The organism is Haloquadratum walsbyi J07HQW2 (assembly GCF_000415985.1).
Lineage (GTDB): Archaea > Halobacteriota > Halobacteria > Halobacteriales > Haloferacaceae > Haloquadratum > Haloquadratum walsbyi_B.
The window spans coordinates 2405780-2429478 of sequence record NZ_KE356561.1 but is presented as its reverse complement, the minus strand read 5'-3'; the positions used below and the strand labels follow the sequence as shown (position 1 = coordinate 2429478).

At 47.0% G+C, this 23699-nt stretch carries 24 protein-coding genes, 2 tRNA genes and 1 pseudogene; 14 read left to right on the top strand and 13 right to left on the bottom strand.

Features of this window, described 5'->3' with window-relative positions; all coding sequences use genetic code 11:
• Position 1 precedes the first annotated feature (1 nt).
• The 3 genes from J07HQW2_RS11365 to J07HQW2_RS11350 all read right to left on the bottom strand — a co-directional run bounded on the left by J07HQW2_RS11365 (position 2) and on the right by J07HQW2_RS11350 (position 3041).
• A complete protein-coding gene (locus J07HQW2_RS11365; protein ID WP_048075262.1) occupies positions 2-433 on the bottom strand; it encodes a histone family protein in 432 nt (143 codons plus the stop codon).
• Between the two features lie 242 nt (positions 434-675).
• A complete protein-coding gene (locus J07HQW2_RS11360; protein WP_021055667.1) occupies positions 676-2208 on the bottom strand; it encodes a single-stranded DNA binding protein in 1533 nt (510 codons plus the stop codon).
• A gap of 317 nt (positions 2209-2525) precedes the next feature.
• Positions 2526-3041 carry a hypothetical protein gene (locus J07HQW2_RS11350; protein ID WP_303704098.1) on the bottom strand — a complete coding sequence of 172 codons (516 nt, stop codon included), beginning with the start codon at positions 3039-3041 and terminating at the stop codon, positions 2526-2528.
• A 207-nt stretch (positions 3042-3248) separates the two neighbouring features.
• Between J07HQW2_RS11350 and J07HQW2_RS11345 the strand changes: the two genes are divergently transcribed.
• Both J07HQW2_RS11345 and J07HQW2_RS11335 read left to right on the top strand, forming a co-directional pair.
• Positions 3249-3321: transfer RNA gene (locus J07HQW2_RS11345), tRNA-Arg, on the top strand.
• A 462-nt stretch (positions 3322-3783) separates the two neighbouring features.
• The gene (locus tag J07HQW2_RS11335; protein WP_048075260.1) at positions 3784-5259 is read left to right on the top strand and encodes a molybdopterin-dependent oxidoreductase; all 1476 of its coding nucleotides are present in this window, start codon (positions 3784-3786) and stop codon (positions 5257-5259) included.
• Positions 5260-5527: 268 nt separating this feature from the next.
• On the opposite strand, the gene J07HQW2_RS11330 is transcribed toward J07HQW2_RS11335, so the two are convergent.
• The 4 genes from J07HQW2_RS11330 to J07HQW2_RS11315 are packed head-to-tail and all read right to left on the bottom strand — an operon-like array spanning position 5528 to position 9599.
• Positions 5528-6655, bottom strand: coding sequence for an ABC transporter substrate-binding protein (locus J07HQW2_RS11330; protein WP_021055662.1), 1128 nt, complete (start codon positions 6653-6655; stop codon positions 5528-5530).
• 48 nt (positions 6656-6703) lie between these two features.
• Positions 6704-7555, bottom strand: coding sequence for an ABC transporter permease (locus J07HQW2_RS11325; RefSeq protein ID WP_021055661.1), 852 nt, complete (start codon positions 7553-7555; stop codon positions 6704-6706).
• Positions 7552-8493 carry an ABC transporter permease gene (locus J07HQW2_RS11320; protein ID WP_021055660.1) on the bottom strand — a complete coding sequence of 314 codons (942 nt, stop codon included), beginning with the start codon at positions 8491-8493 and terminating at the stop codon, positions 7552-7554. Before J07HQW2_RS11320 ends, J07HQW2_RS11325 begins: the two co-directional genes overlap by 4 nt.
• Entirely contained in the window at positions 8490-9599 is a 1110-nt protein-coding gene (locus J07HQW2_RS11315) for an ABC transporter ATP-binding protein (RefSeq protein ID WP_021055659.1), read from the bottom strand. The genes J07HQW2_RS11320 and J07HQW2_RS11315 overlap by 4 nt, the downstream gene beginning before the upstream one ends.
• A gap of 256 nt (positions 9600-9855) precedes the next feature.
• On the opposite strand from J07HQW2_RS11315, the gene J07HQW2_RS11310 reads away from it, so the two are divergent.
• Both J07HQW2_RS11310 and J07HQW2_RS11305 read left to right on the top strand, forming a co-directional pair.
• The gene (locus J07HQW2_RS11310) at positions 9856-10275 is read left to right on the top strand and encodes a CBS domain-containing protein (protein WP_021055658.1); all 420 of its coding nucleotides are present in this window, start codon (positions 9856-9858) and stop codon (positions 10273-10275) included.
• 169 nt (positions 10276-10444) lie between these two features.
• Positions 10445-10780, top strand: coding sequence for a nuclear transport factor 2 family protein (locus tag J07HQW2_RS11305; protein ID WP_021055657.1), 336 nt, complete (start codon positions 10445-10447; stop codon positions 10778-10780).
• A 13-nt stretch (positions 10781-10793) separates the two neighbouring features.
• On the opposite strand, the gene J07HQW2_RS11300 is transcribed toward J07HQW2_RS11305, so the two are convergent.
• Positions 10794-11015 carry an RNA polymerase sigma factor gene (locus J07HQW2_RS11300; RefSeq protein WP_021055656.1) on the bottom strand — a complete coding sequence of 74 codons (222 nt, stop codon included), beginning with the start codon at positions 11013-11015 and terminating at the stop codon, positions 10794-10796.
• 342 nt (positions 11016-11357) lie between these two features.
• Between J07HQW2_RS11300 and J07HQW2_RS18620 the strand changes: the two genes are divergently transcribed.
• From J07HQW2_RS18620 to J07HQW2_RS11290, 3 genes are all read left to right on the top strand, one after another.
• On the top strand, positions 11358-11486 hold the full coding sequence (locus J07HQW2_RS18620; RefSeq protein ID WP_021055655.1) for a hypothetical protein: 129 nt from the start codon (positions 11358-11360) through the stop codon (positions 11484-11486).
• 164 nt (positions 11487-11650) lie between these two features.
• On the top strand, positions 11651-12166 hold the full coding sequence (locus J07HQW2_RS11295) for a DUF1643 domain-containing protein (RefSeq protein WP_021055654.1): 516 nt from the start codon (positions 11651-11653) through the stop codon (positions 12164-12166).
• A 200-nt stretch (positions 12167-12366) separates the two neighbouring features.
• Complete coding sequence (locus J07HQW2_RS11290; RefSeq protein WP_021055653.1) at positions 12367-13299, top strand: prenyltransferase; 933 nt, start codon at positions 12367-12369, stop codon at positions 13297-13299.
• Between the two features lie 16 nt (positions 13300-13315).
• On the opposite strand, the gene J07HQW2_RS11285 is transcribed toward J07HQW2_RS11290, so the two are convergent.
• Together J07HQW2_RS11285 and J07HQW2_RS11280 are read right to left on the bottom strand one after the other, a co-directional pair.
• Complete coding sequence (locus J07HQW2_RS11285) at positions 13316-14062, bottom strand: SDR family NAD(P)-dependent oxidoreductase (RefSeq protein ID WP_048075259.1); 747 nt, start codon at positions 14060-14062, stop codon at positions 13316-13318.
• Between the two features lie 211 nt (positions 14063-14273).
• Positions 14274-14708, bottom strand: a complete 435-nt coding sequence (locus J07HQW2_RS11280) for a zinc ribbon domain-containing protein (protein ID WP_303704096.1) — start codon at positions 14706-14708, stop codon at positions 14274-14276.
• A gap of 56 nt (positions 14709-14764) precedes the next feature.
• Here J07HQW2_RS11280 and J07HQW2_RS11275 point away from each other — a divergent pair, with 56 nt between their 5' ends.
• The 3 genes from J07HQW2_RS11275 to purT all read left to right on the top strand — a co-directional run bounded on the left by J07HQW2_RS11275 (position 14765) and on the right by purT (position 18023).
• Positions 14765-15580 (top strand): M14 family metallopeptidase, encoded by an 816-nt coding sequence (locus J07HQW2_RS11275; protein ID WP_021055651.1) that lies wholly within the window; start codon positions 14765-14767, stop codon positions 15578-15580.
• Positions 15581-15869: 289 nt separating this feature from the next.
• Complete coding sequence (locus J07HQW2_RS11270; RefSeq protein WP_021055649.1) at positions 15870-16763, top strand: DMT family transporter; 894 nt, start codon at positions 15870-15872, stop codon at positions 16761-16763.
• 54 nt (positions 16764-16817) lie between these two features.
• Positions 16818-18023 (top strand): formate-dependent phosphoribosylglycinamide formyltransferase, encoded by a 1206-nt coding sequence (gene purT / locus J07HQW2_RS11265; RefSeq protein WP_021055648.1) that lies wholly within the window; start codon positions 16818-16820, stop codon positions 18021-18023.
• Between the two features lie 336 nt (positions 18024-18359).
• Here purT and J07HQW2_RS11260 read toward each other — a convergent pair whose 3' ends face one another.
• Complete coding sequence (locus tag J07HQW2_RS11260; RefSeq protein WP_021055647.1) at positions 18360-20054, bottom strand: NAD(+)/NADH kinase; 1695 nt, start codon at positions 20052-20054, stop codon at positions 18360-18362.
• Between the two features lie 423 nt (positions 20055-20477).
• Here J07HQW2_RS11260 and J07HQW2_RS18615 point away from each other — a divergent pair, with 423 nt between their 5' ends.
• From J07HQW2_RS18615 to J07HQW2_RS20055, 4 genes are all read left to right on the top strand, one after another.
• Positions 20478-20717: a hypothetical protein gene (locus tag J07HQW2_RS18615; RefSeq protein WP_021055646.1), complete on the top strand. Its 240-nt coding sequence runs from the start codon at positions 20478-20480 to the stop codon at positions 20715-20717.
• Between the two features lie 250 nt (positions 20718-20967).
• On the top strand, positions 20968-21663 hold the full coding sequence (locus J07HQW2_RS18610; RefSeq protein ID WP_021055645.1) for an NAD(P)/FAD-dependent oxidoreductase: 696 nt from the start codon (positions 20968-20970) through the stop codon (positions 21661-21663).
• Positions 21664-21987, top strand: coding sequence for a helical membrane plugin domain-containing protein (locus J07HQW2_RS11250; protein ID WP_021055644.1), 324 nt, complete (start codon positions 21664-21666; stop codon positions 21985-21987).
• Positions 21939-22139 carry a DUF1641 domain-containing protein gene (locus J07HQW2_RS20055; RefSeq protein WP_394324614.1) on the top strand — a complete coding sequence of 67 codons (201 nt, stop codon included), beginning with the start codon at positions 21939-21941 and terminating at the stop codon, positions 22137-22139. Before J07HQW2_RS11250 ends, J07HQW2_RS20055 begins: the two co-directional genes overlap by 49 nt.
• A gap of 267 nt (positions 22140-22406) precedes the next feature.
• On the opposite strand, the pseudogene J07HQW2_RS11245 reads toward J07HQW2_RS20055, so the two are convergent.
• Positions 22407-23179 (bottom strand): annotated as a pseudogene (locus J07HQW2_RS11245) (SDR family NAD(P)-dependent oxidoreductase).
• Between the two features lie 363 nt (positions 23180-23542).
• Positions 23543-23616: transfer RNA gene (locus J07HQW2_RS11240), tRNA-Phe, on the bottom strand.
• Between the last annotated feature and the right edge of the window lie 83 nt (positions 23617-23699).

The window sequence follows — 23699 nt, the reverse complement described above, 5'->3', positions numbered from 1 at the left end:
ATTACTCAAACAACTGAAAGTATGTTTCAATATCTTCAGCCTGTATCGTCCGTCGATCAGCGTGCCGAGCAAGGATCGCAGCCGCATTTGCGACGTTATTCGCGTAGTCTTCAAGAATATCCGCAAGTGCAATCCGAGCGTCCATCGATACACGGTATCGGTTATCAATGCGAAGGCGAGCAATACGGTCGATTGGTGCAATGGGGAGTTCGAGTTCCCGACGTGAGATAACCTGTTGGACATCAAAATCAGCCGCCATCAGCGTTTTTCGGTCATCAGCAGCCGCTTCTTTTGCAGCGGTGACCGCAAGGGTGGCTCCGTGTGTTTGGATGCGATAAGCCAACTCCTCAGCTGCACCCGCACTGACACGAAGTTCACCGGCCTTCCCACGGATAATAGTGTCCACAGGGGCGAACGGTAGCTCGACACTCATACACATACATCGGGTACGAGTATGGTATAATCCTTTCCGTACTATCGTCACATACATCCCCAGTATGGGGGTCACACAGTCATATGGCATCGACGTAATATTCACCGAAACATATGACGGCGTCCGCTAGTCCGGTGTAATCTGATATGATTCAATTCGATTATTATATGCGTAAGCATCAGCTAATCAAATCAATTAATCATCACGCTCAGGGGTATTGACGATATTAGCGAGATTCTTCATCAGGAGTGATCAATTTCAGTAGGCGTGATTGTTTGTCCATCTGTCGGTCCGGTTACGGTAATAACTTCACCAAGTCGTAACGATTCGTTTGTCTCAACGCGACGAGTATCAGTTCCATTATCAAGAACAACCGGACTACCGGCCTGGACAACCGTGCCCGTGAATGACTCAACATCGTCGTGTGTTATATCGTCATTTTCGGTCGTATGCATGGAATCAATAGTTGTAGCACCCCCATCAGACGCAGCTTGTTCACCTTCATTGTCAGTGTTATCACCAATCGAATCAGGAGATGTCGATGATGAGGTGGTTGTTGTTTCATCGGGTTCTGACCCCGCCGCGAAAGCATCAAGCCCTGATGTTTCGGTTGTTTGCGGTTGTTGGTCAGTAGACGATTCCACTGTGGTTGCCGCATCTTCAGGGCGTTCATCAAGTCTGTAGACCGTTGATCGCCATCCAGCTGAGGCCTCATGATCATCCTGCCATCCCTCCTGGATTTCGACGTCGGTACATACGACATAGTCAGCAAGATCAATATCAAGGTCGGCTTTATCACCCCACAACGCAACGCGAATATCACCGGTTTCATCACGAATCCGGACATTTCGAACTTGTCCTTCTGACCCATCGTCGCGATCAAACGTTCGTTTTGTGTCTGTTTCAATCACGCCACCAGCGATATCAGCTGTCTCATCGATCACCACTTCCTCAATCGGGTTCGCATCCGGAACGTATTCGATATCCTCGTCAATTAACTCAATTGTACCACGGTCGCCGACATGCAATTCAAGTGTTCCTTCTCGTTCGCGCACGTACCCATCGACAATCTCAATACTATCATCTGGAGTAATCGACTCTACAAGACTTGCGCTGTCATCCCAGAGGGTAATCCGGACACGACCGGTAGGGTCACCAACACTGAGGTTAGCAACGCGACCCTCAGAGCCATCATCACGGTCAAAAATTCGGATTTCATCAGTGCTGAGCACGCGACCGCGAAGATTTACATCTGAAAGACCTAACGAGAGATCCTCAATACGGTGTGTGTTTACAGAGTCGACATCAACATTGACCTCAGCATCAGGTGCAGGTTCGACGGTATCAACATCAATCTCAACACCGTCAAATCCATCTTTTGGTCGACCACCAATACGGAGAATTTGTCCAGATTCAAGTCGTTCAATGGCATCATTAGCCATGTCGTCCCACATTGCAACGCGAATGCGCCCAGAGGAATCAGCAACCTCAACGTTGACTACACTACCATCTTCTGCGTCACCATCACGTTCGAATGTGCGACGATCGCCAATCTGGAGCACTTTTGCAAGGAATTTCGCTTCATCCATTCCTGGTTCAATATCCGCAATGCCTTTGACTTCTTCATCGCGGAGTTCATGTGCAATTAATTTCGCCGCTGTTTCCTCATCGGCAAGTCCACCCATCTGATCAACTTTATCCTCAACAGCTGACTCAAACTCCTCACGAGAGACATCGGTGTCAAGTTCATCATAGATATCAGCCATTGAGCTCATGACATAGACACCTCCATATTTGCAGACAGAACTAGAGATGTGTAAGCTGTGATCACATCAGTATAGGTATTGATATCATCTTGGTCATTGTCGATGTATAAAATAGATTGATAGATACAATCCTGTATCATACTAGTCATTTTGACTACCATGCTCAGTGTTGCTGTTGTATTAGTACCGATATGCGCCCTAAGACGCACAGGTAACGTAGCGCTTGCAAGGGGTGTGAATGTGTTCATAGTCATATTTGTATTAGGGTGGACCATCGGTTAACAATTATCGTGTCAACGGTGACAGTGAGAAGATAATCATGAGCATTATTCTCGTGGTATTCTCATATGCGCAACGACCTGACGACCGTTTATATCCTCATGAATGACGCGAACTGTCCAGTGCTCATAGTCATTATCATCTAGACAAGAATCAAACTCAATATTCATATGGACCGAATATCCAACTGGGGTAAGAGCCTGCGTACACATTTCTGCAGCGTTTTGATTAACAGTTGTTGTGATTAAAACGGTAATGACGGAGTCGGTATCAGCGTAGGTGTTGGTCACATTGTTTACTGACTGTGTTGATCCGGATTCTTTATTGAGAGATGTTTGTGTGAGTATTGGTATAGAGCAACCATTTTGTCCGAAAGCACAACCATCGATGACAACACTGGTGACTGATTGCTTATCACCATCAGAACTGAATTTCACCGTTGCATCGCCCTCTGATTCACATTGTTCATTCTGAGTGAGTGTTGTGTTGATGTTTGGTGACCTTGGGGATTGGTTACTCTCTGCTGATGATGGCACTGACGGTGATGATAGACCTTGACCCACACAGCCGGCAAGTGACTCATTAATCATAAAAACGGTCGCGATAAGAATACTGCGTCGATATATTGTGAACAGGTATTATTATTCGTTATAAAGCGTTGTTGCCGATATCACGCGCGAGGTCTTGTCGCAATGTGTCGATATGCCAATTGTAATATATAATTTTACACACCGTAACGCTGATAAGTGAATGTATGATATTCAATATAAGTCCTGGTAGGGTAGTGGACTATCCTCTTGGCTTGCGGAGCCAGGGACCGGAGTTCAAATCTCCGTCAGGACGCTACAATTTCTTTAGTTTACAGCCAGTATAGTCATATCTAACAAGTAGATACACTGACGAAAATCAAAACCAAGCTTCAATCAATCCAGCTAGTATATTCGAATTATATGTCTCATTGAACGGGCAGCGGAGAAATTCGTTAACTATCCAGGTTCAGGATGACTCAGAGCCAAACAGGAAATATATTAATTCGCCGGCAGTTTCAATTGCCTGGCATGTTGAGAACGTCGTACGCATACGATGATGGATTCTGCAAGTGATGATGAGTATCCTGGTAGCCACACAGACACTGATAGTGTGTCCAGTGAGGAATCAGACGATCTAATAGATCGCAACGGAGGAAAGATGAGACAACATGCAATGGTATTTGAGTTGATATGTGATACTGTAGACGGATTTCCAACTGAAACGCCTGAGAGACGGTGTCACTATATTGGTATATGATGCATGCAATTTTTTAGCATGATTAAAGATCGATTATCTGTCAGCAATAACCAGCTATTTATTACAGTGTTTGCAGGAATTACTGGTGTCGCCGGTTCCTATGCGGTTGCCGGCTACACTCGCCAATTCATTGTCGCACCTATTGATGCGCTGGTTGTCCGGCTTACACCTGGTCTACTCGTTGCGTTCGTCATCGAGAATATCGGAGAGGGGGGTCATGTTTTACACATTGCCCTTTCGATGTGTCTTGCCGTTGGTCTGCTTGGTGGAGCCGCACTCTTTGGAATCTATGTTGCCGAGCAACTCACACAATCGACGCTTGGGATCGTACTCGCTGGCGGTCTTGCATGGAGTGTAACCGTGGCAATCACAGGTAATCCAGCGCTGGCGGTTGGTGCCGCCGCACCGGTATTAGTTTTCACTGCACTTGGCGTGGAATCGGGGACCGTGATTGAACAGAGTCCAACCCGACGTCAAGTCCTCGCTAGCGCAGCCGCATTCGTTGGTGTTACAGTTGGCGTCGGTCGGTTTAATGGCACTAGTGAAGACAATACTATTACCAACCCAGTCAGCAGAGCGGTCGAAGATAAGTTTCAACAAGCCACTATTCAGACACTTGATATCAACGGCGATATACCCGGATTAGTCAGCGAGATCGGTGGGTTCTATAATGTCGATATCGCGGAGTTTGACCCCGAGGTGTCGGCTGACGACTGGTCGATGACGATCACCGGTGAAGTCAGCGATGATGTGACTGTCGACTATAACGAATTGACCGCGATGCCGACCGAACATCGCTACGTAACACTACGCTGTGTCGGTGAAGATCTCAACGGCAAAAAGATGGATACCGCTATCTGGACTGGGACACCGATTAAGTCGCTGCTGGAGGAGGCTGACCCCGACGGAACGTGTGACTGTGCGATGCTTCGCGCCGAGGATGATTATTTTGTCCAGTTCCCTACTGACGCTCTCGAAAATGCCTTTCTCGCCTGGGAGATGAACGGTCAACCGCTCCCGCAGTCGCATGGGCATCCGGTGCGCGCGCTCGTGCCTGGTCACTGGGGAGAGACGAATGTGAAGTGGCTCAGCGAGATTGAACTGCTTGAGGAGGAGATGGACGGCTACTGGGAACAACGCGGCTGGCATGGCACTGGTCCAGTCAACACCGTCGCTAAACTGTGGAGTACCATCACGCTCGATAGCGGTAATATCGAACTCGCCGGTCACGCGTACGCCGGCACCCGCGGTATCAAGCGTGTAGAGGTCTCTGTCGATGGCGGGTCGACATGGGAGGATGCTGAGCTATCCGAACCAATACCCGGTGATGATGTGTGGCGACAGTGGCGACATGAGTTCAACCCTAATGGTGATGCTAGCCACGATGTGATCGTCCGGGCAGTCGACGGTAAAGGTGATCTTCAGCCTGAAGAGCAGTCGGACTCCTACCCAAGCGGTGCAACAGGTTGGGTACAACAGACGGTGACACGGTGAGTATCGCAATTAATTGCTATTTGATACATCGTTTATATTCGTTTTACCAATCACATTGTTTTTGATCAAAGTCACAAATCAATGTCTGTCATATGGTCGATATAAAATATGTTCTACGTGGGCGTATAATTATAATGTCAAAGACTGGAGAACTGCTGATTTCTATTTTGTCCGCCCTGATTATCGTTGATCATATTTGCAACGAAACAAAATGAGGAGTTATTATATTTTCTCAAAACGCTGACGAAAAGACAGAATCTCGTGAGTATCAGCCTGTTTGTTGCTGGAACTCGTTTGTATAATTATTATAGTTCGAATTATAGATATCCTGTAACATTGGTTCAAGACGTTCAGTGTTCAAGAGTGGAAGTTCTGGGTGATCATTATATATATGATCACTTGGGATATCATCGAAATCATATGGCACCGCATATCGAAGTTCGCGACCAAACTGTTCCTGCACCTCTTCACGATTGATATAATCAATAAACTCAAGCGCAAGCTGTTTCTTTGAATCATCGACTCCATTTGGAATCGTGTATGTCTCAATCCATGCTGGAGCACCCTCCTCGGGAACCGTGTATCGGACAGGGACATCGTTGTCTACACGGAGCCGATACGTTCGGGCAAACCAAAACGACCCGGCGAGAACAGACTCATTCGTCAAGAGTCGCTCCATTTCCTGACCTGTTCCCCACCATGTCTGCGCCGCATTATCAAATTCGCCGATTGCAGCCCATATATCATCCATTCGATTTGGAATTTCGGCGAATGGAACACCTGCACGTTTTGCTGCAACACCAAGCCAGCAACTCATCCAACTTGCCAGACTCACATTGTCTTGCATCTCATCCGTCAGTAAATCCTCCCAACTGGATGGTTCATCCATCGCATTTGTATTGTATGTCATTCCCCAGCCACTGACTGAGTACGGAGCATGGTGTGGTTCACTTCCTGGATCATACTGCACCGACGTTGGATTGAATTGATCCCGAACTCGATCGCGAACATTCGGAACCTCACCAAGTGGAATTTCTTGGAATAGGTCATTTTGAATGCCTCGATAAAGGGTATAATCCCAGTGTGAGACTAAATCAAAGTCTGCACTTCCAGCCTGGAGTTTTGAGAGCATATCCGATGGGCTTGGAAGTGGGACTTGATTGATTGTCACGTCAAATTCCTCTTCAAATGGCTCTTTTAAAACACGTTCTGCAGTTTCACCGAACTCACCAGACCACTGCATAAATGTGAGACTATTTGCTCGACTCCCACTAGAGCTACCTGTGATACAACCAGCAAGTCCAGTGATCGTAGACGCAGCAGCGGTGCCTTGTAGAAATCGACGGCGAGATGTCGATGTCGTTTGAGCGTGAGACTGAGATTGGTCGTTACTCACATTAAGTCCTATTGAGATGAATAAGTAAAAACATACTGATAATGGGTTCTAATCGGTGATTACACGACTTGAGAGTCGTTCAGCGAGGAAAGCCATCGTCAATGAGACTCCGACAATGACCGTTCCCATTGCATTGACTACTGGAGTAAGACTAAAATTAATTCGAGAAAAGATAACCACCGGCAGTGTGTTGAGCGTGCTAGATGTCCAAAAGAAAGTCTGTGTGAAGTTATCAAATGAAATAGTGAATGCAAACATCATGCCGGCGATGATACCCGGTGAGATGATGGGAAGTGTTACTTCATAGAAGGTCCGAAGTGGACCGGCGCCAAGATTCTGTGCTGCTTCCTCCAATGAGCGGTCAAATCCATATAACTGCCCAGCAACGACAATAGTCATGAATGGGAGTGTGATCAGGATATGTCCCATAATAAGCGAGATAAATGAGCCAGCGATATCTAATATCGAATAAAGTGAAAGAACAGCAATGCCGGTCACAACCCATGGCACCATCATTGGCGTAATAAACAGTGTATTAAGAGTATCTACATTGAATAACCAGCGCGCATATTCGTTTCGCACCATTCCGATTGCAGCTGCAGTGCCGATGATTGCTGAACCGATAGCGGCGATAATACCTATTTGAACGCTTATCAAGAAAGCACGAATGAGTTGTGCATCGAACTTCTCACCGATTGGGATGAGTGCAAGATACCACTCAGTTGAGAATCCAGAGATTGGAAAACTTGGCACTGAGTCAGCGCTAAAAGAGAGTATAACAACAACTAGAATTGGCGCATAAAGAAAAATAAATAAAATGATAGTCTCAAATTGAAGTAGTTTCGATCCGGTCTTCGAAGAGAATGAAAGTCGTCCAAGAAGTCGTGTTACCCGGCTCATGCAGTATCACTGCCATAGAGGCTACGTAAGCCAATGGCTCGATTAAATACATATACGAGTGTAATAACAGTAATCACGAATAATGTCGCCATTGCACTTCCAAGCGACCAATCAAAGCTTTCTCCGAAGAGTTGTGCAATGATATTGCCAATCATGAGGTTCCCTTGCCCACCGAGCATATTTGGGATAACGAACGACCCAAATGAGAGGACAAACACGATTATTGAAGAAGCAGCAATCCCGGGAAGTGTCTGTGGGAGTGTTACTTCATAGAATGTCTGGAACCGATTGGCTCCAAGGTTACGTGCTGCCTCTGTATGCGAGCGATCAATACGCTGAATGGACGTATACAATGGGATTACTGCAAACGGCATAAATACGTGTACAAGCCCAACAATGATTGCCCACGGCGAATAAAGCATTTGTAGTGGTGCTTCAAGAACACCTACTAAACTCACTAAGACATAGTTGATGAGTCCACTCTGTCCAAGGATGAGTTGCCAGGCGAAGGTACGGATTATTAGATTAATCCAAAACGGTAAAATAAGCATCAATAAATAGAGATTTCGAAACCGACTGTCCATGAACGCAATATGATATGCTGCCGGATACGCAATCAGTAGTGAAATCATTGTGACAGCCACAGCAATAAGAAGTGATTTGAGAAGAACTGTAAGATAATAGCTAGTTGCGAAGATTGTCTGATAATTTGCAATGGTGATTACTAGGTTCCCTGTCGAAAGCGGTGCTGATTCGAGAAAACTATACACTAGGATAATCAGCAATGAACCACCGAGTAGTCCAAGCACCCATAGGAATCCAGGAGCGAGTTGTAATAGCGGAATATACGATTCCTTCCGCTCAAACCAGGCTTCGATGGGGTCAGCAATGAGTTCATACATATCAGCTATCAACTGGCGTGGCTCAGCAGAACTCATACGCGATGTTCACCAATAATAGTGCAGTCATCCCGTGACCAAGTAAGTGAAACTGTATCACCGGTGGCAATCGATTGCTGAGCAGCCAATCCTGATGCTTCTGCAAGTATCTCTTGATTATTACCAACCGTAGCGACAAACTGTGTCGTCTTGCCGATGAATGTCTTGTTCGTTATTTCAGCGCTAAGTCCGTCCTCAGGATCCTTATCTGGTGGATGGATTGTAATATCCTCCGGGCGGATGTTCAAATAAACTCGTTCACCTGTGGAGAGTGAATTTTCATCAAATCCGTTTTTCATCACTGATACTGTATCCATTGAAGAAAACTCTGGTTCAACTTTGATAACATCCTTCGTGGCAGATTTAAATCGCGTCTGGAGAATATTCGCTTCTCCAATAAAGTCAGCAACAAATTGATTCTGAGGATTATTATACAATTTGCGAGGTGTATCTATTTGTTGAGCTTTTCCGGCATCTAACACTAAGATGCGATCACTCATTGAGAGTGCTTCCTCTTGATCGTGTGTGACATAAATCGTCGTAATATCAAGTCGATCTTGGATTTGCTGCAATTCAAACCGCATGTCCTGTCGAAGTTGGAGATCAAGCGCCGCAAGTGGTTCATCTAACAGAAGCACTGATGGCTCAATAATCAACGCACGAGCTAATGCGACTCGCTGTTGTTGCCCACCGGAGAGTTCACTCGGCATCCGCTGCTCAAATCCCCCGAGATCAACGGTTGCAAGCATTTGCTCTACGCGATCTTCACGTTCTGACTGTGGGACGCCGTCCATTTTGAGACCAAAGCCAACATTCTCGCTAACGGTTTTGTGTGGGAATAGCGCATAACCCTGAAATACCATGCCGGTTTCGCGTTGGTGTGCAGGAGTACCCGTAATATCAGTTTCATTAATTTTAATCCTACCTTCGCTTGCATTTTCGAAGCCAGCAATTGTGCGTAATGTTGTTGATTTTCCACAACCACTTGGACCTAAGATTGAGAAGAATTCGCCTCGTCGAACTGAAAAAGATAGGTCATGGACTGCCGTGACATCGCCATACTGCTTGGTTAGTCCCGACAACTCCACGACGGTTTGTGCGCCCATTAGCTATTCAGACATTAACTAGCGTTTTATCAACATAACAGTTGGGAAAGCGAGCAACTATATCAATATATAGATGAACTATGTCAAAGTATACATAAATTTGCTGTTCTATCATAAATCATACAATTAAATTAATGTTTCCAGCGATCCTCCTGATGTTGCATAAGACGAGTTTGATGTTCGTCTCGACGTTCACGCGGGGAAATGTTTGTTTCAGTGTAGAAAACACTATGTGCGTCGCGACGAGTTTCCGGCTATGACCAAGTTACGTGTCAAAGATGTAATGACGACACCAATGTTGACTCTGGAAGCGGAGACGTCAATAACTGAAGCTGCTGACGCAATGCGAAAGGCGACGATCAAATCTGTCGTCGTTGTCGGGGAAGGCTGCCGACCAGCCGGTATTTTCACCTCAACAGATGCCCTATCGGTAATAGCAGACAATATTCCAGCGGATGAGACAGCTGTCCAGGAGTATATGACAACTGGCGTTGAAACTGTTTCACCAGATGTCGCGTTGACTGCGGCTGCCGAGCAGATGCATGATGGCGGATACAGTCATTTACCTGTGACTGACGCTGACGATGACGGAGTCGGAATCCTAACGAAGACTGATCTCGCTGAGGCTGTCTCTGACCCAACGACCGATACTTCTGTGACGACAGTCAACGAATGATAGAATCGGCAATAATCAATTATCAACTACAATGATATCTGTAGGTCAAGTAATGCGGGGTCAGATATGACTCAATATGAGAAATGATCGCTGATATGGAAGATACCGTGCTATGGAAATCAAAACAGACGCATGTTAATATCGCCGTCGTGAAGTCCAAACATTCAGTATGACGCTAGATTCAGAGCGGACGGAGGCTGCCCGTGCATATTATGACAGTATTGATCAGGATAACTATGATAAACTAGCCTCGCTTCTTACGCCAGAATTCACGCATCAACGTTCTGATCAAACGCTCGCTGGGCGAGAGCGATTCGTTCAGTTCATGCGTGATGAGCGCCCAATGACTGATACGACTCATGTCGTAGATAGGGTGTATACCAATAAGAATGAGGTTGCCGTTCGTGGTCGTCTACTCCGAGAAGGAGAGTTACTCTTCGAGTTTGTTGATGTGTTTATATTTGATGAACACAATATGAGCCGTCTTCAGACATACACACAGTAATATATTATCTGAGTTACTCAGTTTCAACGCTAGATGAATTCCCCTTCATCCAATCAATTGTGTGTTGCCAGTCCTCTTTTCTTTGATTACAGGCGATTAGATGGTTTTCAAGAGTATCCTGTGTAATACCCATCATTTCTGCTGCGACTTCATATGACATATTCTCATGCTCAACGAGTTTCCAAGCTTCTTCTTGTCGTTCTGATAATGCAATGTTTCCACCCGGGCCGTGCATACATATTTAGATAGGTGTTACACCAACTTTAATTACCCAACTCCGTGCATACAGTAGCTCAGACTAGAAAAATAGTATACATGCACAAGTATACTGATATCTAGAATTTTATACCAGCAGTGAGATAGGAAATTAGGATCTGCCTTTCTGAGTGCAATTAATTAGGATACATGTCAATACCTCTTTTCGTAGTTACATTGAATCAGATGCGGTGTTCAATTAGACATGTAGACATGATCTGAAATTTCGGGATGACGTGTACATATATAATTGAACCCATGTACTGTTCCGGTACGATACTAGTGGCAAACGTTTCATTATTCCCGAGGGGAATATACATTCATGAGCGAACATGAAGAGACATCAGTTGAGACAGAGAGTAAGCCAGAGTTCAAAGGATGTGTGTTCTGCTATAGTGCAGAATGGGTATATTACGGTGCGAGGAAAGGAATACAGGCAATTCGTCGCTAGATAACATATTTTTATCTGAGCGGATGATGACGACGCTGGGTTCTCACTAAATTGTATTCACTTCACATGATGATAGATGCTATTTAACAGAAGTCGAACGCATGCCTCCTGATTAAATCAGTGAAACAGATGAACTATTATGTTTAACCGGCAATTTACATTGCGTGCGCGACACTCCAGGATCAGATCCGGCAGCACCGACGGATGTCATGCGTGAGGCAGTGATAACTGAAAATGGCGATTATCGGTATCGACTTGATCGTGTATGGGATTCAACAGCACCAACAATGGCGTTTGTATTAGTAAATCCCAGTCGGGCCGATGCAGAAAGCGATGACCAAACAACGACGCGATGTATGACGTATGCAAATGGAATGGGATTCGGTCACGTAATTATCGGGAATTTATTTGCATTACGAAGCACGGACCCAACCGTTATGAAATCACATTCAACCCCAGTTGGTCCAAAGAACGATGAGTATCTCCAAGATATCTGTCGTGAGTCTGATCGAGTTGTTGCTGGATGGGGTATTCATGGCACGATAAGCGAACGAGGGCGCGAAGTCACAGCGGCTCTTGACGCTGATTGGTATGCGATTACGACAACCACTGATGGGCATCCTGCACACCCAAGCCGGACACCGTATGACACGACGCTTGAACCATTCAGTTATGATTGATACGTCTGGTTATTGGTATACGTAAATTCAACAGAAGAACGCGTTAGTTGAGTGGTTAATGTACTCTGATGGCCTCCCTTACAGTCCCAATTGTATGAGTAGTTTTGAGTTCGCGTGATATTCAGCTATCATGTAGAGTTACCAATATGACAGTATAAACGTGCCGAGTAGCTCTTATTCACCGGTCGCCACTGAGTGGTATGGCTGCTGTCACTCAGTATATTGGTCAATTACGACCACTCTTCAGTGTCGCTCGACCGCCGTTTTTAGTCCTTCCGGCCACTCTTATTACACTTGGTGCCGCTGCGTCAGCCGTTGGTAATGGATCCTTTAGCGCTACTCGGACTGGTATTGCACTTATTGGGCTTATTGCGTTACATGTCTCGGTTAACGCGCTAAATGAGGCGGCTGATTATGAGTCAGGGATTGACGAGCGCACAGATGCCACACCATTCTCAGGAGGAAGCAAGACACTCCCGGCTGGAGACGTCAACCCCACAACTGTATACCGCTTTGGCTATGCTACTGCGGCTATTGGGATGATTATTGGAGTATGGTTTTTGATAGTTATTGGACCGATACTTATACCAATCTATGTGATTGGTGCAATCAGCGTTCTTGGATATACAGAGTATCTGACGAAAGTTGGACTCGGCGAGATTGGGGCTGGGCTTGGACTTGGTGGACTTCCTGTCATTGGAACAGCACTCGTCCAGTCAGGAGAAATTTCACCTGTTGGGGTACTTGCTGCAGTGCCGGCATTTATATTGACATTTAATCTACTTTTGCTCAATGAGTTTCCTGACGTTGACCCTGATCGATACGGTGGTCGGGCAAACCTCATCCACCGGTTTGGGCGTGTATGGGGCGGTCGCCTCTATGCAGTTACGACAGTAGTCGTTCCAATAATCATTATCCTTGGCGTCATCGCAAAAGTATTCCCTCGCACAGCATTACTTGCATTGCTTGGAGTTATTGCCGCATTCCGCCCAGTGGTGTGGTCAATTCAAACTCCGGAAGAACGCCCACCGGCATCCGTGCTTCGTAATAATGTTATATTTATTCTATTGACAAATATTCTTTTAACTATTGGATTGACACTGCCAATCATACTTAGTGGTATTCTCACTTGATTGAGATAATATAGAGTTATGCCTCCTGTAACCGACCGCCATCGATTGCGATGTTTTGTCCAGAGATATATGATGCCGCATCGGTGCAGAAGAATAGTATCGGTGCAATTACGTCATCAAATCGGGCTGGACGACCACGCGGATAATCACCGACGTCAACGACAGTATTCTCAACTGCAAAAGGTGATACAGCGTTGACGGTGATTCCGTCATCCTGTGTGTCATACGCAACTGTCCGTGTAAAGAGCAAGACAGATTTTTTCGCCGCAAAGTAAGGAAAGTTCATTGGAACAGCGCGATCATCACGGGCATCAGCAACACCAAAATTAATGACTCGACCCCATTGGTTATCTCGCATTGTCGGAAGAACTGCTCGTGTACAGAGATACGTACCATACAGACAGCCCTCAATCGTACGACGCCATTCCACAACTGAGAGTTCATCCCACCGTCCTTGAGGGAGTGGTCCAACAGCGTTTATTAATATGTCAATCGTGCCCAGCTCTGTTTCACAGCTTGCAATCATCTCATCTACCTCACTTGGGACCGTTATATCTGCCTGCACAGTTGTCGCCGCAACATCATGCTCACGCGCAGTTTCAGCAGTTGTTGCCGCTGCATCAGCGCTTTGACGATAATGAACAGCAACATCAGCACCCGCATCCGCAAGTGCAAGGAGCACCTCGCGTCCGACACGTTTTGCCGAACCAGTTACCAATGCAGTCCGTCCATCTAACGTTGGCGTGAGATTGATATCAGCCATAGCAGTCATATTCGGGCTATGAATATCAGTTATCTGGCAGTGATGTTTGGATGATAACTGCATATGTGATTTCTATCAAATATGAATCTGTTGTAATAAATCCGACATTACAATTTTTCGCGTTCGAACTGGTTAGCGGTCGCTCAGTGTCACGATGAGAGCGCGAAAGACACTTGTTCAACAGTTGGGAGAAACAACAGTACGTGTGTTGTCAGTTACCCACGGCTGCAGCCGTGGGCTTGGTGGTGGACTCTCGACCTACCGATGCCGAGACGAACGTATCGGATACCACTCTACTCGCAGTCACGGTCACAATCCCCGACTTCAGGGCGTCCTGACAGGACGCCCCTCCAGCAACGGACTTCTGCCCTTGCTGGAGTGTCACCGATAACTTCCGAGTAATGTTCTTCTCCACATTATAATCCGCGTTCGTCGTGTACCTGCAGTCCAAGCACTCACACTGCTGGTCGGCGCGGTTTTCTTCAAGCGTGCATCCGCATTTTGAGCATTGCTGGCTCGTATACGCTGGCTCAACGGTCTCAACCACGATGCCAGCCCGAGCCCGTTCCGCTTTGTGCCCGACTTGCAATTGAAGCGCGTTAAACACCCATCGTTGGAACTTCTTGCCGCCGCTGATATGATTCACGGGCGAGTGTCTGAGGCAGTATGTCGTTTTGTATGTTGGCTCTACTATTATCACGTATGCGAGTTCATACGCTCGGTCCTGAAGATGGAGATAAGACGCCTACAGTCGCTGTGGTCGGTGGTGTCCATGGCGATGAGCCCTGTGGTGTGCGAGCAGTTGAGCGATTCTGCTCAGGAAACATAACAAACAGCGTTCAACGACGGGTTAAATTTATTATTGCAAATGAGCGTGCGCTTGAGAGAAATGTGCGATACACCGAGGCTGACCTCAATAGACTATTTCCTGGTGATCCAGAGAGTGAGATATATGAAGAGCGCCTGGCGTCTGATCTCTACCAGGAGATTAAAGACTGTGTAACGCTCGGATTTCATTCAACAGTTTCATTTGATCAGCCGTTTGGAACACTCGCGAATTTAACAGCACAAAAAGCAACGATTATGCAGGCATTGCCGCTTGATCATGCAGCTGATTTTTCTGGATATGTGACGGGACGAAGCGTGAATCTATCAGGATTTGTCAATGTCGAAGCTGGTTATCAAGGCTCTGAAGCTGCGGCTGAGAACGCCTATAGATGTCTAATTGCATATCTCCGCGTCATGAATGTCCTTCCCGAAGAAGCTGAGGTAACTCCAACGACGCATTATCAGGTTCAAGATGCGATTGAAAAGACTCCAGGAGAAAGATACCGCGTACACGCTAATAACTTTGAGCAAGTGGCTTCAGGCATAGAGTATGCAACAACCGAAGCAGGGAAATCGCTCATAGCTGACTCAGAATTTTATCCAGTGCTTATGTCTGCAGACGGGCACGATACACTTCTTGGATATGCGGCTGAGCGGACGGGTGAGATTGATGTTGCAGTAACTGAGTGAACTGTTCCAACCTGCTCGGGTTCGTTTCGTAAACATATTCCAGGGTTACTGATACGCCATCTTGGAGAAGGATACTTTCGACTCCATCAATCAGACATTGCTGATATTTCCCGTCAAGAGACTTTGAGCTCTCTTTCATCGAATATTGACACAATATTTGTATTCGTGTTTTACTCTGAAATATGCATGTCAATATCGATACGGCGACACTCAACCCGCTGTGGTCTAATTAATATACAACGCAACTGGCTCTTGCAGTGCTGTTGTCAAGTGCGATTAATCTGTACTCATGATTTCGGTTCCTACGTGGGTCTTGACTGGTATAGTCGCTGTCTGTGCTCGGGCAGTTATGAGTCCGTATCAAAAGCAATTGCTTGCCGACGCCTCTGAGTCTGAAGTGTTGTTTGTCAGGGATACCGTTGCGCTTGGATTGTTTCTGCCAGTGATTGGATGGACCGCATTGCAATATGGATTCACAGGGACACCACGAAGTACTGTCGCAATGGTACTGACAGGGGTATTGAATGTCATTGGTGCATTCATGATATTTGCGGCGCTCTCACGAGAGGATGCATCCGTTATTATCCCACTAACATCATTATCACCAATCATCACATCACTAGTCGAACCGGTCTTGCGTGACACTTCTATCACACCATTTGTGATTGCTGGAGCTGTTTTGAGTGCGTTTGGGGCCGCAATAGTAAATTCCGAACAAAATACACTGCAGAGCGTTTTGCACGGTTCGGATACGACAGCAGTCGTATTAGCAGTCTCGGTGAACTTTATTTTCGGTATAACATCCACACTTGACGGCATCGCCACTGCAACTATTAATCCAGTTTATGTTTCGGCGATCATCGTATTATTTGTGGGAATCGGGAGTGCAGGTCGATTGTGGCGGGCTGGTGTTGTTCATGAAGCATCTCAACGGAGGCAGCTTCTGGCGCTCTATCGGGGTGATAAAGGCGTTCTTGGCGTGTTACAATTCGGCGGGCTTGCAGCAACGCTGTTTACCTTCGGTGCAGCCCCAAGTGCGACCCAGGCCTCGATTTTATTTCGAGCGAGTATCATTTTAGTTGTTATTATAAGTAGTATTGGGCTGAAAGAGGGTCATCTTCGACGACGTGCCGTTGGAGCGGTACTCATCGCTCTTGGGGTGGGACTTGGTGTCAGTGGCTGAGTGATTAATTTCGCTTCCCGGGGCATTTTTATCACTACTGCCCGAGCGTTTAGTATGTCACCCGCCCATGGGCATCGGATAGGGACACCAGAGAGTCCAAATGCAACGACATTGCTGCTACTTGGAAGTGGAGAGCTTGGAAAGGAGGTTATTTTTGCAGCTCAACAACTCGGGCTAGAGACAGTTGCTGTCGACAGATATGAGCACGCACCAGCGATGCAAGCTGCACACCGGAGCTACACTGTTGATATGACCGACGCAACTGCAGTCCGAAGGATCGTCCAGCAGGAGGAGCCTGCAGTCATTATTCCGGAAATTGAGGCTATCGCGACCGATGAGCTTGAGCGATTAGAAGAACAGGGTTATGATGTTGCACCGACAGCGCAAGCGACTCGATTGACAATGGATCGTCAGTGGATCCGTGAGTTCACTGCTGAGGAGGTTGGTGTTGCAACAAGTGAGTATGCCTTCGCTGATGATCATGACACATACCGCGAAGCCGTTGCGGATATTGGGATACCTGTGGTTGTAAAGCCCACAATGTCATCATCAGGGAAGGGTCAATCAACCGTACGTGAGAGTAAAGAGATCAATGATGGTTGGGAAACCGCTCGGGCGGGGTCACGATCAGATACCGGTCGTGTCATTATCGAGGAACTCGTCGAGTTTGACTCCGAGTTTACACTTCTGACAGTGAGACATAATGACGGAACAACATTCTGTCCGCCAGTCGGACATACACAGCAAAATGGCGACTATCGAACAAGTTGGCAACCACATCCATTAACAAGTGAGCAACTAGCGACCGCACAGCGAATGGCTCGGGAGGTGACTGATGGACTTGGTGGGCACGGTATCTTTGGCATTGAGTTCTTCGTACAAGATGGAGATGTGATTTTTAGTGAACTTTCGCCACGACCACATGACACTGGGTTGGTAACGTTGGTTTCTCAACGGGTGAGTCAATTCGACCTTCATTTACGTGCCATTCTCGGTCTTCCGGTACCTGAGGTCGCTGTTGAGCGCCCAGGCGCAAGCGCGGCAGTGGTTGTCGATGAATCACTCACACGACCTGCGTTTACCGGGGTTGATGAGGCAGTATCAGTATCTGAGGTTGACATGCGACTGTTTGGGAAGCCTGAGGCATACGCTGGTCGACGAATGGGTGCCGCCGTCGCAACCGCTGCTGACATAGATACGGCACGTAAGCGAGCTTCAGAAGCTGTTGACTGCATTGGTGTCATTGATGATAAGGCCTAATCAGTTGAGATAACTCCCTCAGAGAAGCGATCGATGATAAAATCTGAACAGTTGAGTGGATCAATGATTCTGCTGTGGATTTTGAAGATGATCTTCCAATCGGGAATCAGAGACACACTCAGGGATAGCTGACCGGCGGTCCGTCTCATTGATTACTTCATTGGTAGTGTCACTGCGCTCAGAGCCAGAGTTAACAAAATCTTATATATTATCTTACGGCTGAAATTAATAGCTCATGGACCGGTAGCATCGCGATCAATTTTGAAATTATCGCCAGATTTGAACCTCAAGCACTGACATTTGCTTGTGAGCTAATATTATACAGTATAGATGGGCTTATTCAGACATTAACTCAGAGGCTTCGATATGCGAGGTAAGTTGTTCGTGAACCGAGCCATTGCTCGTGAGTAATGGTGTTCGCTCATCAGTCGAATTGAATGTTAATTCATATGATGACCCATGTTGGTCTGTTGTCTTCCCACCGACTTCTCGGAGAAGGCAAAGTCCAGCTGCAACATCCCATGGGCGTGTATCATGTTCCCAAGCTGCATCGGCACTTCCTGATGCGACGTATGCAAGATTGAGCGCAGCACTTCCTAGTCGACGGACACCTTGTGTCTCGTGATAGAACGCTTGCAGGAACTCTCCGCTGGGGTCGTATCCAGATAGCAACATGCTTTCATCAAGTTGACTTCTTGATGTTGGTTTTATTTCGTGATCATTTTGATATGCGCCTCTTCCGTCGATAGCGTGGAACATATCATCAGATTCTGGTGCATACACAACACCAACGACTGGTTCTCGATCTTTCAACAGTGCAATTGAGATCGAGTAGTTTGGGTTTCCGTGAGCGAAGTTTCCAGTCCCATCAAGCGGATCAATGATCCATGCATATCCATCCGTAGGAGCAGTTTGATTGTTTTCCTCAGACTGCACAACGTGATCAGGAAATTCACTATTGATTGCCGTTTCGATGATGTCATTCGCTTGATAGTCTGCCTCGGTAACAATATCTGATTTGTCAGTCTTGTATTGGACATCTTCAACTTGTCCATGAAGTTCTTGAAGCGGCTCACCAGCAGACCGAGCAGCTTCTTTAGCGACACGTGAAGCACGCTCTTTGAAATCAGACGATCCGACGTCACCCTCAAGTGCTGATTTGGGACCGTCGTTGTCAACGGTTCGAAGTCCCCAGTCAAGTTTGTCGACCATCGCAGTAATAAATGCATCATCATACGGTGTACGGACGGTCTGAACCGGCTGATCTGCACCAGAGATATGAACAACAGTGTTTGATTCGAGTCGTTCAAACTGTCGCCCGCCGTCAATATCTATATCAAAATCACTATCCAGAACAATATCAATCTCTGAATCTTGACTGACGACTATTGGGTCAACTGCCGCGCTGATTGTCTCATGTGGAATTATTTGTAGCGTTCGGTTGTTTTGTGGATAATGAACTGGACCGCCATTCGAGTATGCTCGTCCGGTGCTCCCGGTTGGGGTCGAGACAATCAGCCCACTGCCAAAGTATTCACCAACGTATTCCTCATCGACAAATACGTGCAGTGATCCGACCTTTGTTCCATAGCGGTCTTCTGGCGGGTGCTTTTGTAAGAACATTTCATTGATACCTGTCGTATTGATATCCCCGGCAGTGACCTCATACTGCTGTCGCGCGTTGATAGAGCCTCGTCCACGATAGACAGCAGTCAATGCATCTTCCACATCGAGTGGCTCAACACGGGCTAAAAATGCTAATGTCCCAGAATTGATCCCCATCAGTGGAATCTGGAATGGAGCAAATGAACGAGCGGCTTCTAGAAACGTTCCATCACCGCCAATAGAAACTCCAAGCGTTGTTTTCTCTCGCTCAATGTGCTCGTTAGTTATGTCCGCGCCAACATCAAGAACTGTCAATCCAATATCATTAGATTTAGCCCATGATTCGACCATATTGATTATCTTGGTGCTTTCTGGTGCTGCTAGTCCAACAATCTCATCAAGAGTAGCAAGGCGTCTCCCATGCATACAAATAATATATATTTATACCCCATTAACTTCATTGGATATCTCTCATAAATGTTTTTTCACTGATATTTACTTCGTCAAATTCGAGCGAGGAGTCCCGTGTTGCCGCCATCATTAATTCACTGATTATGCAACTCAATCAACACTGCATTAGTCATATATATTATAAAAGTACTACAGGATTGGATTACCGGCGGTTGAAAGAGCAAACGCAAGTGTCTATTTCAGCCGAATCTAGTATAGTGATTGTGCATCCTATATTCTAGGTGGTGCGCTATCCGGTGCCGTTTATCTTCATAGACTTGTGAAATATGTACATTTTTATGTACTATCGCGTATGATACGAAAACAACATACTATGATTGCCAGCGAGATCCTACGGGGACTGACACATGTTCTGAAACTACACTACATAGCACATGTGTGGTCAATATCCTGCCAACAGCCACTCGAGCGGTCACAGGCGAATATCCACTATTCACCCCGTCGATGGGGGACATCACAATGACTCAAGAAATCGTCATCATCGGCGCTGGAATCGGTGGAACAGTGACCGCGAACCAGCTTCAAACAGAACTCCACCGTGAGATAGCCGCCGGAGACGTACGCATCCGGATTATCTCTGATACGCCGGAATACGTGCATAAATCGATTTGGTTCTAATCCCGTGGGGGGAAGCCGAGCCCGAGGATGCGACCCGACCGCTGGCTGATCCCATTGATTGTCGGGTCGATATCATTTACGATCATGTTACCGGTATTAACACGGCTAGTAAGTCGCTGTCACTGAGTAATAGTGTCTCAATTCCGTACGACTATCTTGTTATCGCCACGGTGCGAGCCCAGATATCGAGGCGACACCGGGATTCGGCGCGGACGGCAATGGTCATCATTTCTATGACCCTGATGCCGCCATGTCTCTCCGCGATGAACTGTCAACGTTTGAGTCAGGTCGGCTCGTGCTCTCGGTCGTTGGAATGCCACACGTCTGTCCAGCTGTCCCAATCGAATTCACGACGATGACTGACGCCCGCTTCCGGGAGCTCGACAATGGTGAAGATGTTGAGATCATTTATACGTATCCGATCCCACAGCTACATAGTGTTGATGCCGTCGACGAATGGATCGGACCGTGGTTTGCTGACCGAAATATTACAACCCACATCGACTTTAATTTTGCATCAGTTAATGCCGATGCCAAGGTGATCCACACTGAGGATGGCAAGCGATTATCCTACGATCTGCTAGTCGGGGTCCCGGAATTCAAGCCGAGCCCGCTCATCGCGGAATCTGGTCTCGGGGAGACGTGGATGGAGGTTGACAAACACACGTTTGAATCCGACCATGCTGATGATGTCTTTGGCGCCGGCGATGTGACGAACATCCCGACGAGTAAGGCTGGCAGTGTTGCCCATTATACAGCCGGTACGATTGTCGACCGTGTAGCTGCACTAGCTCGGGCAAATACTCCCCAGACAATTTTCAATGGCGATTCGATCTGTTTCATTCAGGCGGGCACTGATACCGGCTCACACATGAGTTTCCAGTATGATGCCGAACCGGTGATTCGCGACGAAACTGAATTTGTTCACTGGGCGAAACTGACCTAAATGAGAGTTACTGGCTCACAGCGCGAGGACTTGCGTGATACCATGAGTCAACAACTTGATCCGAACGACGAAGCAGTACAGGACGCAGTTGAAACGGTGATAACCCTCCAGGAGAGCGGAACGTTAGACGATCTCGCAGCTGCGGCAAATGTCGTTTCGCTTGTATCCGAGGCTGTCGATGAGGATATGGTTCAATCGACAACACGAGCCCTCGTCCATGCCGGCGAGCTACTCGACAGCGCGGCTGGTGACCTGAGGCAGTCCGAAATCTCGAGTTGCTTACCGCCGCAGTTAGTGACACGTCTGAGCCACCGGACCCAGTAGGACCGATTGGGGCAACGCGGAAGCTCACCGATCCGAAGGTCAAAGGCGGACTTGGGTTTCTGCTGACGTTACTCGAAGAGCTCGACGACCAAATTGATACACGAGCCCACCAGCACGATGTCGACACCGAAATTGACAAACAACGCACCTAATCGAATACAAAAGGGCTCATCTTGAATCACCGGTCCGTTTTCGTATGTAACTAGTTGCGAATATCTGATTGTAGTGTTTTTCAGGCTACTTACTTGTAAAACCGATATACTGATGCAACGTGTGGCGGTCGGTTGAGCATCCAAATCGTAACTGGAATCCCAACAACTGTGATTGAAACAGATGATGCTATGTTTGCCCACAGCAAGCTCAATCACCAGCCGATGAAAGCAAAATAAATCGATATGAGCAGTTTCAGAAGGCGTCCACTACATAGATCCAGCGATGACGCCACCGTCCACATCCCAGATTGCACCAGTTACCCAACTCGATTCCTCAGAAAGCAGGAAGTCAATCACTGCGGCTACTTCTCCCGACTCGCCAACCCGACCGATTGGGTGCATATCATTGAATGCTTGCAAATTCTCATGTATGTCTTCCGGGTCCATGAACTCGCTATATATCGGAGTCTCCACCACAGCTGGAGAGACTGCGTTAACCCGCACACCGTGTTCTCCTAATTCAACCGCGAGATTCTGTGTGAGCGCGTGTAGACCGGCTTTTGACATGGAGTAAGCCGACGACGGCGTTGCATCTACGGCCTGTTGTGCCCACATAGAACCGACATTGACAATGGATCCTTCACCGTTCTTTTTCATTCCACGGGCCACAGCTGCGTAATGAAGAAAAACGCCTTATTCAATTCGCTGTATTTGTCATAGTCGGACTCTGTGTGCTCCAAGAACGGCTTCGGTTCAAACGACCCTGCAGAATTAATCAAATACTGTATCGAACTATCTGACTGCTCAACTGCTTCGACAAACGCATCAACATCGTCGTCCTCAGAGAGATCAATCACCGAGTACTCGCCTGTCCCATCGCCCGGAAGAGTTGCAACTGCGTCTTGCAGCTTCGCTTCCGTCCGACCGACAAGATGGACATTGATACCTCGCTCAGATAGCTCCTCTGCGGTGGCTAGCCCGATACCGCTTGACCCACCGAGAATTAGCGCCTCGCTCTTTGCTGAGATATGTGGAGTCATATCTCTTCGATATAAAATATCGAGTATTAAAGTCATGCTCATATGGATTGTATCCAAATACGCGTCGGGAACGAAATCAACAGAGAGATATATAATTCGTCATAGGTGTCGCTCAATTTCGTTAAGCAGTTGATACATTGTCGGGCACACCATGATCAAAACCTGCTGAGCAAGACAGAATGGATATTTTGAGTCGATAACCGACACAGGCGTAAATATTATGTTACAGCAGTTCGACTCCATCTGAAATGTTAATCGACGCTGTGGTTCGAGTGATTCTCAGAGTTGGATCTGAAGTAGTTGTAAGATAACAAACCATTATAAAGGGCATATTCAGCGAACAAGGGTCACATAGAAATCGAGTGCCGCCTCCCGGATTTGAACCAGGGACAGCTCGATCTTCAGTCGAGTGCTCTCCCAAGCTGAGCTAAGGCGGCGCACTTGAGAAGATGATGACTGCATGAAAAAAGGTTTCGAATCAAAAAATCGCTAGACTGCGGCGGCATGAACGAGCAAGGCT